We start from the raw sequence: 18,498 nt of genomic DNA, 5'->3' as shown, positions 1-18,498 counted from the left end.
GAGTGTGTTAAAACACATGGCTTCATTCGCACTATTTCATTGGTAATTACAGGATATTAAAATAAGTCTTCCATCGCTTCTTCCTTATCGAAAGTCTGACCAGGTTTAACCGTCAATACTTCTGTTTCGGAGACCGCTTTTTCAATCAAGGATTCAAAGTCGACGAAGCTTTCATAGTAATTGACTTTCTCACGTTTCGGTTTCGTTTTTGGGCTTGCCGGCGTAAAGACCGTACAGCAATCCTCGTATGGCAGGTTGGATATTTCAAAAGTATCAAGCTCTCTTGCAATTTTGATGATTTCCGTTTTATCCATGGTAATCAGCGGACGCAGGATCGGTGTATTCGTCACTTCATTGATGGCAAACATGCTGCTCATCGTCTGGCTCGCAACCTGTCCAAGGCTTTCACCGGTAATCAGTGCCATGGCTTCTTCCTTTTCACGGATTCGATCGGCGACCCGCATCATTAAACGACGGGTTGTAGTCATTGAGTAGTTTTCCGGGATTTGTTTTTGAATCAATAATTGGATTTCCGTAAATGGAACGATATGCACTTTCATGCTTCCATTTATTTCTGCCAGCTTGCCTGCCAAATCAATGACCTTTTGACGTGAACGTTCGCTTGTGAACGGCGGGCTGTAAAAATGGATCGCTTCCACGTCCAATCCCCGTTTCATCGAAAGGAATCCCGCAACAGGACTATCAATTCCGCCTGAAAGCATCAGCATCGCCTTTCCGCTTGACCCGAATGGAAGACCGCCTGCCCCCTGGATGATTTCACCTGTCAAATACACGGCTTCGCGTCTCACTTCCACTAGCAGGTTCAAATCAGGGTTCTTTACATCCACTTTTAAATCTTCTGTATTTCGAAGTAAATGCCCGCCGATTGCCCTGTTAATTTCATCTGTATTATATGGAAAATCCTTATCTGCGCGTTTTGTCGTGATTTTGAATGTGTTTACCTCTTCAAGAGTATGATTAAGGTAATACAATGCTGCCGTTTTCATCACTTCCAGATCACGCTCTATTTTTATTGCAGGGCTTAATGACTGAATTCCAAAAATGCCTTTCAATCGGTCAATGACAGGCTTATGGTCCGCACCGTTCAGGAGAACGTACATCCGCTCCCGGTTGGCTGTAAGCACTACGCCTTCTATATCTTTTAAACTCCAGCGGATATGTGCCTTCATTTTGTCTACAAAGCCTTTACGGTTTCTTTTTTTTGTGGAGATCTCTCCATAACGGATAATTATATGATCAAATTTCATTTTGCAACCCTCATTATTTTTTCTAAATTAGCGACTATTTTCTGTATCGCCTCCAGAACTTGCTTTGCTTCTTCCATTTCATTTCCATAGGTAGTACTGATTCGGATGACGCTTTCGGAACGAGCTGAATTATGGAACATCGCATCCACCGTTTTGCTTACCGTCCTTTTTTTCGAAGAACAGGCACTAGTCGTCGAAACATATATTCCTTCCGATTCAAGTGCATGCAGCAATACCTCGGATTTAAGCCCTGGAACGGAAAAATTCACAATATGGGGTGCACCCTCTTCAGGACTGTTAACCAACACCCCGTCCATTTCCTTCAAACCTTTATATAAATAAGTTTTGATTTGCTGCAGCTTATCATGATACAGCAATTGATTGTTCATACTAATACGCAAAGCCTTCGATAAGGCGACGATTCCCGCGACATTTTCGGTGCCGCTCCTGATTTTCGTTTCTTGATTGCCACCATGGAAAAGCGGATCGACCCGAACGCCTTCACGAACATAAAGGATGCCCGTCCCCTTCAAGCCGTGAACCTTGTGGCCGGAAATTGTACATAAATCCACATTGGCATCACGCAATGATAACGAAACTTTGCCTGCTCCCTGCACATTATCGACATGAAAGAGCACGTTTGGGTATTGTTTTAACAATTTACCCATTTCAGCAATCGGCTGTATCGATCCAACTTCATTATTAACATGCATGACGGAAACCAAAATGGTATCTTCCCTCAATGCATCCTTAAGATCCGTTACATCAATTTGCCCAAATTCGTTAACGGGAAGATATGTGATCTCATAACCCATTTTCGTCAATGATTGGCAGGCATCTTCTACAGAAGGATGTTCAATCGCTGTCGTGATTATGTGTTTGCCGCGATTTCCCTGAGAGTGGGCGGCCCCTTTAATGGCAAGATTATTCCCTTCCGTTCCCCCGGAAGTGAAATATATTTCCGAACTCTTCACCTTTAATAAATCAGCGATCTGCTTTCTTGCAGCGGAAAGCAGTTTTTCGGATTGCACCCCAAGTCCATGAAGCGAAGAGGGGTTCCCGAAATAGTCCGAAGTTACCTTCATGAATGATTCGATTACTTCGGGATATGGTTTTGTTGTAGCACTATTGTCAAAATAAATCATGGGTTCACCTTCCATGTTTTTTATCTATGATGGTCACTCTACTAAATATAAGTTTACATGTTGCTGTAGCAACTTCTAATATTAACATAATTGAATTTGAAAGAGAATGTAAAACCCTGGTCCATGAATGAAAGGAGACCTGCTTCTTTTTATTCCCGCAGGATGATTTAACTTCCCACCTATCTATTCAAGGTCCGGTAAAAGAAAAAAACCCGCTATGGCGGGTTTTTAGGAAAGGACTTCTTCTATGTTCGCCCCGATTTTTCGTAAACTGCCTGGGTCGACCTTTTCTATGGCCGTGGCTGCCGTTTCCAATGCAGCTTGATATTCATAGCTTCGGAATTTGGCTTCGGCTTCCCTAAGGCTTTCGGCAACCATATCGTGACTGCTTCGATAGCGATTTCCGAATTGGATCACCTTTTCAGCCAAATACATATGTTCGATCAATTCTTGGGCATTTTCGTGGACCCTATCCACCTGTTGAACCGCTTTTTCCAAATAAATATAAACAGCGGCCATGTCAAGCGGCTTTTCTTCAAGTTTACCCTGAACGTCATCCATGCTTTCTTTGGCGTCCTGAAGCACCACTTTATACTCTTCCGGAAGACCTGGAATATTGCTTTTTGTAATTAAACGTCCAGTATCGACCATTTTGCGTTTCAATTCGGCCAGTGAATCCCTGGCATCCATTTCATCTTTTCGTAAAGCCTGTAATTTAACGGTAAAGTCTTTCTGATTTTCCTGTAATTCCTTCAACTGTACTGCAAGCCCCTGCATCTCTTCGCTGATGAGCGAGCTTGCCATCACATTATCCTCCATTTTCAAGACGAGCAATTGATGGCGTTTCGAAATCTGGGCAATCTGCTTTTCCATTTTCCGTTGTGCATCGAGCTCATTTTCCGTCAGGTGATACGTGTGCTGAACATGTATAGTTTCAACTTTAAGTTTATCGTTTTCATATTCAAGGTCACTTATCGTTTTCCTGAGAACTTCATCATTTTTCAAGATATACTGTTTTGAAAGTACTTCTTTTTCCAAAAGGTCATAAAGCACCTCGATGCTTTCGCGCATATCTTTAATGCCTTTTTCCACGGCTTCCGTTTCGGCATTTTCCAATTGTGTTTTATATAGATCCAGTTCTTCCTCAAGGCGTGATATTTCCTGCTCGAATTGGATATGGCTCAATAGATAGCCCTGTCCTGACATCTCCTCATAACCATCCTTCAATTCATTAAGCTGGGAATGCAGCTCGGATTGGCTATCAACCAATAATTTTGGGAGCATTTCCATTTTAACTGACAGAACCGCCAATTTTTCCTTAATGGATAGAACAAGCTCCCTCGCATTCAAATAATTGCCGTTCACGGTCTCTTCTTCATATTTCTGAAGGATCTGCAATACTTCATCCAAGGAGTTTTCCAGCTTATCAGCCGCTTTCCCGTAATTGTGCCTGTGTGCAAGCAGGGATTTCTTCAATTGACGGTAGGATTCTTTGATATCCTCAATTTCCAATCGATTCTTTTCCTCACTGCCTACAAGTTCATTCAGTTCGTATAAGATCTTTTTGATCATTTCTTCGATTTCATTCAGCTTGACTGTAATTTTGCGCTGTACCTCTTTTGATCGGCTGAAACGGTATTTATCGACGAATTCCTCGGCATCGAATAAAAGCTCTTCGACTTCGGGCATATGATCCGTAATGATGGCGTCCCATTCAATGCGCCAGTTTTCGAACATTTCCTCTGTTTCACCTGTCATGTTCAATTGTTTGACTTTAGAAAGCTCTTCCAGCACGGGGCGGTGCATGATGCTTATTTTCCAGGATTCCAGTCGATCGATTTCTTTAAAATATCTCTTTTTGAAAAAATAACCCCAAATGATGAAAATCAAAATTAATACAATTACCCCAATTATGTAATCCATGGTAAGCCCCCTGTTCTAGTCCTTACAGTCTTGCTCGTTTATATATCAATTTTAAAAATGTTAAATTTAATGCTTTTATGATACCATGTTAGCAATAATTTTTGACGAGAAAAATGATTTTTTTGTAGAAAATTGCTACAAATACCTGTTTTTTGGGAGGGAAGGACCATGAAAGCTGACGGTCATGTGCACACTCCGTTTTGCCCTCACGGCTCTACGGATAAATTCGATGAATATATTACGCGGGGAATCGAGCTAGGATTAAAGGAAATCACATTTACGGAACATGCTCCATTGCCACGAAATTTTCAAGATCCCACGCCTGAAAAAGACAGCGGCATGGACGCTGTCCTGCTCCTGGATTACTTTCAAGAGCTCCGCGTACTGAAAGAACGCTATAAAGACAAAATCCTGATCAAAACAGGTCTGGAGGTTGACTTTATAGAGGGGTATGAAAAAGAAACAAAAGAATTCCTCGACGAAATCGGAGAATTCCTTGATGATAGTATACTTTCCGTCCACTTCATCAAGCATCAAAACAGTTGGCATTGCATCGATTTCAGCGAAAATGGATTTGCTGAGATTGCCAATGAACTAGGTTCAGTGGAATCGGTTTATGTCAAATATTACGATACACTGGAAAAATCAATAGAAGCTGATTTAGGCATTTATAAACCAAAACGGATCGGGCACATTACGCTTGTCCATAAATTCCAGCATCGATATCCGCCGGCAGCAAGTTTTGACGAGCGGGTTTACAAGGTTCTCGACATGATCAAGGATCAAAGGTATGAACTAGATTATAATGGAGCTGGGCTTGTAAAGCCGCTATGCGGTGAACCCTACCCACCTGAACGATTTGCAAAGCGTGCTTTAGATCTCGGCATTCCGCTTATTTACGGTTCCGATGCCCATCAGGCTAAAGATTTGGGTCAGGGCCATCAGGCACTGATTGCAGGGTTTAATGGGTAACTCATGTATACACTTCAGGCCGGCCGGCTAACAGCGGCTGTAGGTCTTCGGCAATGAAAAGGGTATCTTGCAGAAAACGTCCGACTTCATTGGCATAAATATTCGTGTAATAGGCTTCCTGAGGGAACACATGAAGCACATCCATCGCATAATGGGTATGCAGGACAGGGGCCGTCAATAAACCCTTCAACTGCAGCATATACATGGGAACGGAGACCTGCTGGAAACTCCTGCTCTTGATTCCTTGTTCCAGAATATATTGAAAATAAGACTTTTCCTTTGTAAAATAAGTCGAATGAATTTCGCGGTTTAAATTGGAATCGAGTGAAGATTCCCCATATATGAACCGTGCAGCAAGGAAGTTTTCCCTCTGGAAAGCGAGAATACCCTTTACAAGATTCATCAAGCAATGCTGCGGGCCTTTAAGTTCCAGGAGTGTCATGTTCGTCTCAAGGACCAGGATGTATTCTTCTAAATAGGAAGTGAAACAGAATTCCAGCAACCCCTGCTTATTCTTGAAATAGTAGGCAATATTTGCAGCGTTCACTTTCGCTTTATTCGCAATATCCCGTATGGATGTAGCATGATAGCCCTTTAAATGAAATAAATGCAATGCAGCTTCCACAATGGCTTGTTTCGTTGGCGTCTGGCGATTCATTCAGGCAATCCCTCGCTTTCTTTGAGACAAGTCTTGTTGACTACTTCTTCACGGAAGAGCCTGAATCCTTTAGTAAGTTCTCGACAATTTCCCAACAATAAAGCATCATGATTAGAAAGTGCTGTAAAAATATGCGGAAGACAGGTGAACGCTTTTGTTTAATGTCGAAATGTATCAAGGAAAAAAAGAAAAAAACTATGAACTGGTCCAAAAACAACTACTTGCCTTAATCGAAGATGAAACGAACCGGATAGCCAATTTAAGCAATGCGGCAGCTTTACTTAATCAGTTTCTCGATGAGATCAACTGGGTCGGCTTTTATTTATACGAAGAAGGCCAATTAATACTAGGACCCTTTCAAGGTCTTCCAGCCTGTGTTCGCATTCCAATGGGCAAGGGCGTTTGCGGGACTTCTGCGGCAACTGAAAAAACCCTGCGCATAGAGGATGTCCACCAATTCCCTGGACATATCGCCTGCGATGCGGCATCAAGATCTGAAATTGTCATACCGCTCATGAAGGATGGCAAATTGCTCGGGGTCCTCGATATCGACAGCCCGGTCACGGACCGTTTTGACGAAATGGATCAGCAAGGACTGGAGAAGTTCGCTGAAATCCTTTCCAATCATCTATAAAGTTAAAGGGAGCGGCAATCCTTGCCTGCTCCCTTTCAGACTGTAGACAAACTCGATGAAAATCGAGTTTGTCTATTTTTATGGCTTGTACAATTTGGACGTTGATTTCCACTCCAGGCACTCGCTTTCCGCGGGCGGTCGGGGAGCCTCCTCGGCTTTCGCCTGCGGGGTCTCCCCTAGACGCGCTTTTCCCGCAGGAGTCTCGTACCTTCCGTTCCAATCAACTTTGTCTTACCTTTACAGGGCACCTGTACATATCCCCTGTCCTTTCCTGAATTCTTCGCAAAATAAATATATCGTATATTCCCGTTGCGATTCTCTATCTATTCCTTAATTAATCACAACTGTCCTTGACTCATTGAGCAGAATATTATACAATACTCCTTGTGTAAAATATTGCAGCCTATGTGACAGCCTTTATGTTCTCATTTTGTTCCTCAATACAGAGGTGTATCTCGTAACTCTCTGCTGCTAGGGCGAAGGTACATGAAAACAAAATGGTCATGATCGTACATTCACACGGTTTTTATTTTACCAAAATAAAAACATTTAAAGGAGGAGTCATCCTATGGCTCGTTATACTGGCCCAAGCTGGAAACTATCCCGTCGTTTAGGAATTTCCCTAACAGGTACTGGTAAAGAATTAGAAAAACGCCCTTACGCTCCAGGACAACATGGTCCTAACCAACGTAGAAAAATTTCTGAATACGGAATGCAACTACAAGAGAAACAAAAACTTCGTCACATGTACGGAATCACTGAACGTCAATTCCGTTCAATGTTCGATCGCGCTGGCAAACTTAAAGGTGTTCATGGTGAAAACTTCATGATTCTTCTTGAATCACGTCTTGATAACCTAGTTTACCGTCTTGGTTTAGCTCGTACACGTCGTCAAGCACGTCAACTTGTTAACCACGGTCACATCACTGTAGACGGAAGCCGCGTAGACATTCCATCTTACAAAGTGTCTCTTGGACAAACAATCGCAGTTCGTGAAAAATCACGCAACTTCTCAATCATTAAAGAATCAGTTGAAGCAACTAACTTCGTTCCTGATTTCCTTACTTTCGATGCTGAGAAATTAGAAGGTACTTTCACTCGTTTACCAGAACGTTCTGAATTGCCTGCTGAAATTAACGAAGCTCTTATCGTTGAGTTCTACTCTCGTTAATAACTTCAAAAACCCCATCCTCGGATGGGGTTTTTTTTGCATCTAAACACCCTTGCATGACAAAGCCCGGCTGGGATTCAGCCGGGCCTTGAACAATCATTTCACTAATGTGTATTTCTTCTTGCCGCGACGAACGAGGATGAACTCCCCTTCAATCTTGGCAGCTTCCGTCACTACATATTGCAGATCCGTCACTTTCTCCCCATTTATGGAGATTGCCCCATTCTGAATATCTTCACGGGCTTGACGCTTTGATGGCGAAATTTTCGCTTCAACGATTAAATCGACCAAACCGATATCTTCCTTGCTTTCACGTTCGAAGCTAGGGACATCTTTAAAGCCCAATTTGATTTCCGCTGCACTTAAATTCTTCACCTCACCGCTGAATAGGGCGGCAGAGATTTTAATTGCTTGGTCAAGAGCTTCCTGACCATGAATCAAACGGGTCATTTCTTCCCCTAAAGCTTTTTGCGCTTTACGCAAATGCGGTTCGGACTGTACGGATTGCTCTAACTCTTCAATCACCTCACGAGATAGGAAGGTGAAGAATTTCAGGTATTTCACGACATCAGCATCGGCTGTATTGATCCAGAATTGGTAAAATTCATACGGAGTCGTCTTTTCCGGGTCAAGCCAAATCGCTCCGCCTTCCGTTTTACCGAATTTCGTTCCATCCGCTTTCGTTACGAGCGGGATTGTCATACCGAATGCTTTTGCATCCTCATCATTGGATTTCCGGATCATTTCAAGGCCGGTCGTAATGTTGCCCCATTGATCACTGCCGCCAATTTGCAATTTACAGTCGTAATTGCTGTATAAATGACCGAAATCAATTCCTTGTAAGATCGTGTACGCAAATTCAGTAAAGGAAATTCCCGTATCCAGGCGGGAAGCAACCGTATCTTTTGCCAGCATGTAGTTAATGCCAATGTATTTCCCGTAATCCCGCAAGAACGTAACCATATCGATTTTACCTATCCAGTCATAGTTATTGACCATGACCGCACCATTTTCCCCGTCGAAATCAAAGATGTGGGATAGCTGCCCTTTTATGCAATCTGCATTATAGAGCACTTTTTCCAGCGTTTGCAGCTGGCGTTCTTCTTTTTTACCGCTTGGATCACCGATAAGTCCAGTCGCACCGCCTACTAGCACAATAGGACGATGACCGTGCTGCTGGAAACGGCGCATTGTCAAGAATGGCAATAGATGTCCGATGTGCATACTATCCGCAGTTGGATCGACACCGCAGTATAAAGAAATTTTCTCTTTTTCTAAAAGGCCCTTAAAACCCTCTTCATCCGTTTGTTGATAAATAATCCCTCTCCACTCAAGGTCTTTAAGCAATTCCATTAAATATTCCTCCTCCATCTTAGAAAAAAACCGCAAAAAGCACACAAAAACGCCCCTTCATAAAATATGAAGGGACGAATGAATTCGCGGTACCACCCAACTTGAGGACATAATATGCCCTCCGCTCAAGACGAATAACGGCCGTCAACCGTTTCCTGCTACTAATCATTTCACAGCAAATGCTCCAGGAAGTAATTCATCATACCATTTGTACCGATTTCCACTAACCACCGGCTCTCTGAAACAGGGATAGTCTGACTACTGGGTCCTATCATCGCGATCATTTAATCATTTTATTGTTGTTAATAAACTTTTATCATACATAAGAATCCTTGTCAACATACCCTTACAGATTATAGAAAAATAAGAAAGATGCCCATTCCCCTACCTGTTATATGCTATAATATATGTGATTTCAGGGGGTATGATACGATGAATAATAATCAAAAAGATAGATTTCTAACAGTCTGGAAGCAGCTGACCCGTTTTTTTCAAAATGAAAAAACACAAAAGAACGCGCGGGTTACATACCAAGTCATTTGGAATTTAACGCTGATCCTCATTATTGTCGGGATTCTAGGATTCTCATTCGCCGGCGGCGTCGGGGCCGGCTATTTCGCTGCCCTCGTCAATGATGAGCCGGTACGCTCAAAAGAAGAATTGAAAAAAGACATTTACAATTATGAAGAGACCTCTGAAGTATACTTTGCTGATAACGTATACTTGGGCAAGCTTAAGAGTGACCTTGAGCGTGAAGAAGTGTCCATCGATAAAGTTTCCGAGCATCTAAAAAATGCAGTCATCGCTACAGAGGATGAATATTTTTATGAGCATGACGGGGTTGTCCCGAAAGCCATCCTGCGTGCCGTTTACCAGGAATTTTCGAATGCAACCGTCCAATCGGGAGGAAGTACATTAACACAGCAGCTCATTAAAAACCAGGTCCTGACCAACGAAGTATCGTTTGAACGGAAAGCAAAAGAAATCCTTCTTGCGCTCCGGGTCGAAAAGTTCTTTGAAAAAGAAGAGATTTTGGAAACCTATTTAAACGTTTCCACTTTGGGACGAAATTCCTCAGGCCGTAACATCGCTGGTGTCGAGTCCGCTGCTGAAGGCATTTTTGGCGTGGAGGCCAAAGATCTGACACTGCCCCAATCAGCCTTTATCGCTGGATTGCCGCAAAGTCCTTTCGGTTATACACCATATACCCAGAAAGGAAAACTGAAAGAAAATCAAGAGCCCGGCATCAACCGGATGAAAACCGTTTTAAAGCGGATGTATAGTAACGGATACATAACAAAAGAAGAATATGATAAAGCAAACGCATACGACATAACAAAAGACTTTATCGGCAAAACGGAGATGCCATCCGAGAAATATCCATGGCTCACCTATGAAATCGAAAAACGCTCCATCGAAATCCTATCTGTCAGTCTCGCAAAAGAGGATGGATATGAAGAGAAAGATTTAAAGAATGATGATTTAAAAGATCAATATCTAGCACTTGCCGACCGTAAGCTGCGTCAAAACGGCTATCAGGTTTATACGACAATCAATAAAAAGATTTATGACAAGATGCAGGAAGTAACGAAAAACTACCCGAATTACGGATACGATAAAACGGCACAAGTCGTCGATCCGGATACGAAAGAAATGAAAACGGTGAGTGAGCCCGTTGAAGCCGGGGCCATTCTAATCGAAAACAAAACCGGAAAGATCATCAGTTTCGTAGGTGGCCGTGATTTCAAGCGGGAACAGACGAACCATGCAACCGCATCATTGCGATCGAATGGATCAACGATGAAGCCGCTGCTCGTATATGGACCAGGGATCGAGTTAGGAAAGGTCTCACCAGGAAGCGTATCGGCCAACGTACCCATTTCCATTCCAGCAGGAACAATGTGGCGTCCAGGAAACTATGGCGGCGGTAGCTATACGGGAGTAACGACTGCGCGTGAGGCACTGAAGAATTCCTATAATATCCCGGCAGCGCTCTTTTACATGAAAATAATCAACCAAGGTCCAGCTTCCTATTTGGAAAAAATGGGCTTTACAACAGTGACGAAAGAGGATTACTCTAATCCTTCCATGTCATTGGGAGCTATGTCAAAAGGTGTAACCGTTGAAGAAAACGTCAATGCCTTTGGCACATTTGCCAATTCAGGGGAGTTCGTCGATGCCTATATGATCGATAAAATCGTATCGAAAGATGGCGAGGTCATCTATGAACATAAAGCCAAGCCAGTGGAAGTATTTTCTCCGCAAGCCGCTTACCTGACACTTGACATGATGCGTGATGTCGTAAACAGCGGGACGGCCACTTCGGTCAGGAACCGACTTGCTTTCTCGAGTGATTGGGCAGGTAAGACCGGAACTTCACAAAACTATTGGGACGCTTGGTTCGTCGCTACCAATCCCAATGTATCATTCGGTACATGGCTGGGATATGATACACCGAAATCCTTGCAAGGGACCTATAATGGTCTTGAATATAATAAACGTAATATGTATTATTGGGCAGATCTGATCAATGCCGCATATAAAGTCGACCCTAAACTCATCGACCCCGATAAGCGATTTGAAATGCCGGGCGGAATTGTCAGCCGTTCCTTCTGTGGCGTTTCAGGACTGCTGCCTTCAAGCTCATGCCAAAAGGCCGGGCTTGTCAAATCGGATTTATTCATCGCCAAATATGCCCCATCCAAGGCGGATGATAGTTTCATAGATGGACGATATGTATCAGTCGGCAGCAAACGCTACGGAGCCCTTCCGCAAACGCCTGGCGAATTCACAAGCGGCGGGTTCATGTTGAATCCCGATTCTTTTGCAGATATCGGATTGAAATATGTCGATGATCCGGGATCCGTGATTCCTGGAGGCGAAAAATCAGGAAATGTAGTCGGGGCGAAAGCGAAATTGAATGATAATGGCAAAGCACCAGATCCCCTATCCATAACGATCAGTAACGATAAGATTACTTGGGGCCTGCATCATGAAGGAGATGTCGTCGGTTATCGTGTTTATAAAGACGGCAAAAAAGTGGCGAGCATCAATGCTGGGGAGAGTCTTGTTTACAAAGTCGGCTCAGGCGGTTCCTATTATGTAACGGCCGTAGACATAGTCGGTAAAGAATCATCCCCTTCTCAACGTGTTGAAAGCGGCGCTAAAAAGACTGGTTCAAAAGAAGATTCGACAAAAAATAAAAATGATCGCGGAAAAGATAAAATAGCTAACGAAAATAAAAAACCAGACTCAAAAGAAGAGAACGGTTCAGATAAAGAAGCAAATAAAGAAACAGAAAAAGAAACGGAAACGGATAAAGATAAAGTTAAAGAGCCAGCTGAAGACATAGATCAAAACAAAGAGAATGCAGATAAAGAAAATCAAGAGACCGACACAGATCAAGACACAGTCAATGATAAAGAACAAGACACGGATAAAGCTGAAGAAGAGGAAGAATGACACTCTTTTTTGAACTAAAACAGGCTGTCGGGCTGGCCCGACAGCCTGTTTCCTTATAATCTCCCAAAAAGGCATCCATGCAAATGACCATGGATGCCTTTTTCCTTTTCAAATAATCAGTATGACCCAGTTTCTCAATCCTCCATCGATGATAAATCACCAGTTGGAAGATCCAGTTCCCAAGCTTTCAAGACACGGCGCATGATTTTACCGCTTCTTGTTTTAGGAAGTTTATCCCTGAATTCAATTTCACGAGGTGCCGCATGTGCTGCCAGACCATGCTTTACAAATGTTCGAATTTCCTCAATCAACTCATCGCTTGCATCGTATCCGTCACGAAGGGCGATAAACGCTTTGATGATTTCCCCCCGAACTGGATCTGGCTTCCCGATGACCCCCGCTTCAGCTACGGCTGGATGCTCGACCAACTTGCTTTCGACTTCGAAAGGTCCGACTCTCTCCCCTGCCGTCATGATGACATCATCAACACGGCCTTGGAACCAGAAATAACCATCTTCATCCATATATGCGGAATCTCCGGAAACATACCAATCACCTGGCATAAAGTAAGATTCATATTTCGCTTCATTCTTCCAGACGGTCTTCATCATCGAAGGCCATCCTTTTTTGATGGCAAGGTTCCCCATTCTATGCGGCGGAAGCTCGTTGCCTTGATCATCCACTATTGCCGCTTTCACACCTGGAATCGGTTTACCCATCGAACCCGGTTTGATTTCCAGGCAAGGATAATTGCAGATGACCTGAGCCCCGGTCTCCGTCATCCACCATGTATCATGGACACGATGATTGAATACCTTCATTCCCCAGCGCACCACCTCCGGGTTCAACGGTTCACCAACACTTAAAATATGGCGGAGAGAACTCAAATCGAACCGCTTAACGATTTCATCACCTGCGCCCATCAGCATCCTGAAGGCAGTCGGGGCACTATACCATACCGTGACACCAAAGTCTTCCAAGGTCTTGTACCAGGATTCAGGCTTGAACCGCCCGCCTACAATGACATTCGATGTCCCTGTCAGCCAAGGTCCAAATATCCCGTAAGACGTCCCTGTCACCCATCCAGGGTCCGCTGTGCACCAATACACGTCCTCATCCTGCAAATCAAGGACCCATCTTGCCGTTTGATAATGCTGGATCATCGCATTATGAACGTGAAGCACTCCTTTTGGTTTGCCTGTGGAACCGGAGGTATAGTGAAGGATCAGACCGTCATTCCGGTCCACCCATTCAATTTCGAATTTTTTGTCGGCTTCTTTTAATTTTTTATTGAAGTGATGGTACTTTCCTTCTTCTTTTATATTTTCCCCCACCAAGAAAATATGCTTTAAATGGGGTAATTCATCCACTGGCACGCGCGGCAAAAGTTCAGGTGTCGTCACAATCACACTTGCCTCACTATCTTCAAGGCGATCCCTTATTGCGCCTTCCATGAAGGCTTCGAACAACGGCCCTACGACAGCTCCCGTTTTAATCGCACCCAACAATGCAAAATAAAGCTCCGGGGAGCGAGGCATGAAGATGAAGACACGATCACCTTTTTCAACATTGGCAATGTTCTTGAACACATTGGCCGCTTGGTTCGTATAATCTTTCATTTCCTTGAACGTATACTTTTCATTTCTTTTATCGTCTTTGTAATAAAGGGCTACTTTATTTTTTTTGTATGTTTCAACATGGCGGTCAATGGCTTCATACGCAAGATTCACCTTACCGGTTTCAGACCAGGAGAATTCCTTTTCCGTCTCAGACCAGTCAAACTTCTTGTATTTTTCATCATAATTCTTTAAATTAAAATTACCTTCCACTACTGGCAACGCTTTCACATTCATACGACAAACTCCCCCTTCATTCGGCTCTATATTTTCATTATAGTATAAGAATGGAATTATCTCAATTTTTAAAATATTCAACACTTCCATATTAGGGGAAAACCAGTTTGCTGACTTTTGAAAATCACTAGTATATTGTTATAGTTAAGGTGAATCATATTGATGACCCGGGAAAGAAGAAGCCCTGTAACAAAAGATTCAAATATGCCTTGAACTTTCTGAATTATGACCCTTGTTTTTAGGTATAATTTATGTAAGCTTTCCATTCAGTCAAACTAGAATGCTAGAGTGTAAGATTACTATATAACAAGGGTGGTGAAGGAATGGAATATAATAAGACCTTTTATACTAAGGAACTGCAGACATTAAGCGGAACGCTCATCATCGAGGGGCCGTTAAGCGGCGAGAAAATGTCCGCTTATGAGTTTCACGAAGACTTGGTCGCCTTTCGCCCGCCTGCTTTGCAGCATAAAGCGTTAATAGAGATTGCAGACTTGCCTGAGGGCAGGATCTTTATCGCCCGCGAAAATGAAACAATCGTGGGTTATGTAACTTACTTATATCCCGATCCCTTGGAGCGCTGGTCGGAAATCAAAATGGAGGACCTGATTGAGCTTGGTGCAATCGAGGTCATCCCTAAATACCGGGGTGCCTCTGTCGGGAAGAACCTAATCCGCCTTTCAATGGAAGACGATTCGGTTGAAGACTTCATCATCATCACAACTGAATACTATTGGCATTGGGATTTGAAAGGGACAGGGCTGAATATATGGGACTATCGCAAGGTCATGGAAAAAATGATGAGTGCGGGCGGCTTGGTCTACTTTGCAACAGATGATCCTGAAATCAGTTCCCACCCGGCCAACTGCCTGATGGCCCGTATTGGCAAAAGAGTCCCGCCGGAATCCATCCAGAAGTTCGACCAATTGCGTTTTATGAATCGGTTTATGTATTAAAGAGGCGAGGAAGAGGAGGAAGGAAAATGATTGTTGAAACAATAATGAATGAGGATATTATCACCCTCACTCCAACGGATACAATCCATAGCGCTGTCTTGATCATCAAGGAGAAACGAATTCGCCATATACCCATTGTCAATGACAGCTTTCAACTTGTGGGATTAGTCAGCGACCGTGATATTCGGGATGCTGCCCCTTCTATATTCCGTCCCGAAGAATACAAAAATGATTTACAAAAACCACTATCAAGCATCATGAAAACGGAAATAATCACGGGGCACCCGCTGGATTTCGTGGAAGAAATCGGGGCTGTTTTTTGTGATAACAATATCACCTGCCTTCCAATCGTTAAGGGAAGGAAGTTAGTGGGCATCATAACCGGTTCTGATTTACTTCATTCATATGTTGAGTTGACTGGAGTCAATCAGCCCGGTTCCCAAATCGAAATCAGAATCCCGGATAAGGCAGGTTCCCTTCATGATATTGCCCATATTTTCAAAAGGCGCAATACCAATATCCTGAGCACACTTGTTTATCCTGAAAAGAATGGAACCGATTATAAAATACTTGTAATTCGTGTACAGACGATGAATCCATTTATGGTGGTGGAGGATTTGAAGAAAGAAGGCTATACCGTTTTATGGCCTAGTCTACCGGGGATTTCACATGAATGATACATCCCTTTTCGTCTATTCGGATGAACTCCTTACCTACAAATTCAACGATGAGCATCCATTCAATCAAAAACGGCTTAAACTCACGCTTGATTTATTAAAAAAACACCATGCCATCAATGATGATCAAATTATCAAGCCCAGAATGGCTACCGATGCAGAATTGGAACTGATCCATGATCACCATTATGTAAACGCTGTCAGATTGGCAGGCCAGGGAAAGCTCCCCCCTGAAAAGGCAGTAAATTATGGGCTAGGAACAGAGGATACCCCTATCTTCCCCAAAATGCACGAAGCAAGCGCCTTGCTTGTAGGCGGTACCTTGACAGCTGTGGATGCCGTCATGACCGGTCAGGCCCTGCACGCACTTAATCTTGGCGGGGGCTTGCATCACGGTTTCCGTGGGAAAGCTTCGGGCTTTTGCATTTACAACGATAGTTCGGTCGCGATTAAATACCTGCAAAAAAAATATGGGGCGCGTGTCTTGTATGTAGATACCGATGCACATCATGGTGACGGAGTCCAATGGTCATTTTATGATGATCCTGATGTATGCACCCTTTCCATCCATGAAACGGGGCGCTACTTATTTCCCGGCACCGGCAATATTACCGAGCGGGGTCAGGGAAAAGGCTACGGCTATTCATTCAACATTCCGGTCGATGCGTTCACTGAAGATGAATCCTGGCTCGAATGCTATAGGGCTTCCTTTAAAGAGGTCATTGAATTCTTCAAACCGGATGTCATATTAACGCAAAACGGAGCCGACTCCCATTATTACGATCCGCTGACCCATTTATCTGCCACCATGAAGATTTATAGGGAAATACCAAAGTTGGCACACGAAATGGCCCATAAGTATTGCGAAGGACGGTGGATTGCAGTAGGCGGCGGCGGATATGATATATGGCGCGTCGTCCCGAGGGCTTGGGCGAGGGTCTGGCTTGAAATGACGAATAACGATATTTCAGGTCCCCTATCAAAGGAATGGCTCGATTGCTGGCAGCCTGAGTCCCCTGTTCCCCTACCGAATGAATGGGATGACATGGAGGATATATACGAACCCATTCCGAGGAAGCCTGAAATTACCGAGAAGAATGCCCTGACGCTTGAAAAGGTCCTTTATCCCATCAGGTCTTCCAAGCAAACATCGAAAAGCAATGAACAAAGTTAACCTAAAGATCGTTGAAAAACGATCTTTTTTGTTCGGGAATACAATGGAGAAACAAAAAGAGAGTGCCCTCGGGACACTCTCCAAACCAGTTTATTTCGTTGATTGACGGTTTTCAATCCGATGTGGCAGGATCACTTTTTCAAGACCTTCCTCCACTTGTTCTTTATTCATCAACTTTGTAAGAAGCCTCATCGCAACCGCACCAATATCATATAAAGGTTGAACGATCGTCGTGATTTGCGGACGCACCATCAATGTCAATCTCGTGTTATCGAAGCTGATCACTTCAAAGTCTTCCGGCACATTATACCCTTTGTCCTGTGCGGCATGGACAATTCCAAGCGCCATTTCATCAGCACCGGCGATGAATGCCGTCGGTCTGTCTTCAACTTCCAGGTACTTTTCAAAAGATTCAATTCCTGAATCATATGTATAATCACCTTCAACAATATAACTTTCATCAAATGAAAGACCAGCTTCTTTCAATCCTCGTTTATAACCAGTCAATTTCATTTCATTAATCAGCGCGGAAGGGTTTCCGCTTACAAAAGCGATATGCTTGTGGCCTTTTTTAGCAAAGAAGGTCACTGCGTCGAATGCCGCCGCCTCATAATCAATATTAACCGATGGAACTTGCCCGCTTTCATCCACCGAACCTGCCAGAACGATTGGAACCGGTGAATTCTTAAACTCTTTGACATGCTCATCAGAAATGTTGCCGCCCATAAATACGATACCATCCACTTGTTTTCCAAGCATCGTATTCAGCAAATGGAATTCCTTATCTATATTCTCATCAGAACTGCTTAGAATGATATTGTATTTATACATAGTGGCTATATCTTCTATGCCCCGTGCCAATTCGGCAAAAAAGATGCTCGAGATATCCGGGATGATGACCCCGACTGTAGTCGTTTTCTTTGAGGCAAGTCCCCTTGCCACTGCATTTGGACGGTACCCTAACTTCTCAATCACATCGGCAACTTTCTTCCTTGTTGCAGGCTTTACATTTGGATTCCCGTTAACTACGCGGGAAACGGTGGCCATGGAAACATTCGCCTCACGCGCCACATCATAAATGGTTATATTATTCATTCATCCATTCCTCCATTTCTTTCATTTTTCCCATAAAAGACCCGAATTATTTCGGAAAAAAATCTTTTATGCGTTTTCTCTATAAGGAAGATTATTTTAGGAACGATCTGCCTAACAGAAACTGCAGTCCTACTCTCTTCTCAGTCAAATATTCAAT

General features: G+C 43.4%; 14 protein-coding genes and 1 other annotated feature. Of the genes, 7 read left to right on the top strand and 7 right to left on the bottom strand.

Features of this window, described 5'->3' with window-relative positions:
* Positions 1 to 56 precede the first annotated feature (56 nt).
* The 3 genes from thiI to ezrA all read right to left on the bottom strand — a co-directional run bounded on the left by thiI (position 57) and on the right by ezrA (position 4,336).
* Complete coding sequence (gene thiI / locus Q8G36_RS02155; protein ID WP_251429340.1) at positions 57 to 1,268, bottom strand: tRNA uracil 4-sulfurtransferase ThiI; 1,212 nt, start codon at positions 1,266 to 1,268, stop codon at positions 57 to 59.
* Positions 1,265 to 2,413 carry a cysteine desulfurase family protein gene (locus tag Q8G36_RS02150; RefSeq protein ID WP_305158760.1) on the bottom strand — a complete coding sequence of 383 codons (1,149 nt, stop codon included), beginning with the start codon at positions 2,411 to 2,413 and terminating at the stop codon, positions 1,265 to 1,267. Before Q8G36_RS02150 ends, thiI begins: the two co-directional genes overlap by 4 nt.
* 228 nt (positions 2,414 to 2,641) lie before the next feature.
* Complete coding sequence (gene ezrA / locus Q8G36_RS02145) at positions 2,642 to 4,336, bottom strand: septation ring formation regulator EzrA (protein ID WP_305158759.1); 1,695 nt, start codon at positions 4,334 to 4,336, stop codon at positions 2,642 to 2,644.
* 168 nt (positions 4,337 to 4,504) lie between these two features.
* Here ezrA and hisJ point away from each other — a divergent pair, with 168 nt between their 5' ends.
* On the top strand, positions 4,505 to 5,308 hold the full coding sequence (gene hisJ, locus Q8G36_RS02140; RefSeq protein ID WP_305158758.1) for a histidinol-phosphatase HisJ: 804 nt from the start codon (positions 4,505 to 4,507) through the stop codon (positions 5,306 to 5,308).
* A 1-nt stretch (position 5,309) separates the two neighbouring features.
* On the opposite strand, the gene refZ is transcribed toward hisJ, so the two are convergent.
* Complete coding sequence (gene refZ / locus Q8G36_RS02135) at positions 5,310 to 5,966, bottom strand: forespore capture DNA-binding protein RefZ (protein ID WP_305158757.1); 657 nt, start codon at positions 5,964 to 5,966, stop codon at positions 5,310 to 5,312.
* 154 nt (positions 5,967 to 6,120) lie between these two features.
* Here refZ and Q8G36_RS02130 point away from each other — a divergent pair, with 154 nt between their 5' ends.
* The gene (locus Q8G36_RS02130) at positions 6,121 to 6,600 is read left to right on the top strand and encodes a GAF domain-containing protein (protein ID WP_305158756.1); all 480 of its coding nucleotides are present in this window, start codon (positions 6,121 to 6,123) and stop codon (positions 6,598 to 6,600) included.
* 568 nt (positions 6,601 to 7,168) lie between these two features.
* Entirely contained in the window at positions 7,169 to 7,771 is a 603-nt protein-coding gene (rpsD, locus tag Q8G36_RS02125) for a 30S ribosomal protein S4 (RefSeq protein WP_063232686.1), read from the top strand.
* Between the two features lie 96 nt (positions 7,772 to 7,867).
* Here rpsD and tyrS read toward each other — a convergent pair whose 3' ends face one another.
* Positions 7,868 to 9,124, bottom strand: a complete 1,257-nt coding sequence (gene tyrS / locus Q8G36_RS02120; RefSeq protein ID WP_305158755.1) for a tyrosine--tRNA ligase — start codon at positions 9,122 to 9,124, stop codon at positions 7,868 to 7,870.
* Positions 9,125 to 9,191: 67 nt separating this feature from the next.
* Positions 9,192 to 9,408: a binding site (T-box leader), on the bottom strand.
* A 148-nt stretch (positions 9,409 to 9,556) separates the two neighbouring features.
* On the opposite strand from tyrS, the gene Q8G36_RS02115 reads away from it, so the two are divergent.
* A complete protein-coding gene (locus Q8G36_RS02115; protein ID WP_305158754.1) occupies positions 9,557 to 12,586 on the top strand; it encodes a transglycosylase domain-containing protein in 3,030 nt (1,009 codons plus the stop codon).
* Positions 12,587 to 12,720: 134 nt separating this feature from the next.
* Here Q8G36_RS02115 and acsA read toward each other — a convergent pair whose 3' ends face one another.
* Positions 12,721 to 14,439 (bottom strand): acetate--CoA ligase, encoded by a 1,719-nt coding sequence (gene acsA, locus Q8G36_RS02110; protein WP_305158753.1) that lies wholly within the window; start codon positions 14,437 to 14,439, stop codon positions 12,721 to 12,723.
* Between the two features lie 323 nt (positions 14,440 to 14,762).
* On the opposite strand from acsA, the gene Q8G36_RS02105 reads away from it, so the two are divergent.
* From Q8G36_RS02105 to Q8G36_RS02095, 3 genes are read left to right on the top strand one after another with little or no spacing between them, the layout of a single operon-like run.
* A complete protein-coding gene (locus Q8G36_RS02105; protein WP_283915397.1) occupies positions 14,763 to 15,395 on the top strand; it encodes a GNAT family N-acetyltransferase in 633 nt (210 codons plus the stop codon).
* Between the two features lie 26 nt (positions 15,396 to 15,421).
* A complete protein-coding gene (locus tag Q8G36_RS02100) occupies positions 15,422 to 16,072 on the top strand; it encodes an acetoin utilization AcuB family protein (protein WP_305158752.1) in 651 nt (216 codons plus the stop codon).
* On the top strand, positions 16,065 to 17,246 hold the full coding sequence (locus Q8G36_RS02095) for an acetoin utilization protein AcuC (protein ID WP_305158751.1): 1,182 nt from the start codon (positions 16,065 to 16,067) through the stop codon (positions 17,244 to 17,246). Before Q8G36_RS02100 ends, Q8G36_RS02095 begins: the two co-directional genes overlap by 8 nt.
* 90 nt (positions 17,247 to 17,336) lie before the next feature.
* On the opposite strand, the gene ccpA is transcribed toward Q8G36_RS02095, so the two are convergent.
* On the bottom strand, positions 17,337 to 18,341 hold the full coding sequence (gene ccpA, locus Q8G36_RS02090; RefSeq protein ID WP_305158750.1) for a catabolite control protein A: 1,005 nt from the start codon (positions 18,339 to 18,341) through the stop codon (positions 17,337 to 17,339).
* Positions 18,342 to 18,498: the final 157 nt, after the last annotated feature.

It is taken from the genome of Peribacillus frigoritolerans (assembly GCF_030676415.1).
Taxonomy (GTDB): domain Bacteria; phylum Bacillota; class Bacilli; order Bacillales; family DSM-1321; genus Peribacillus; species Peribacillus frigoritolerans_A.
Note: the sequence above shows the minus strand (reverse complement) of the source record. Positions and strands in the feature narration are given on the sequence as shown.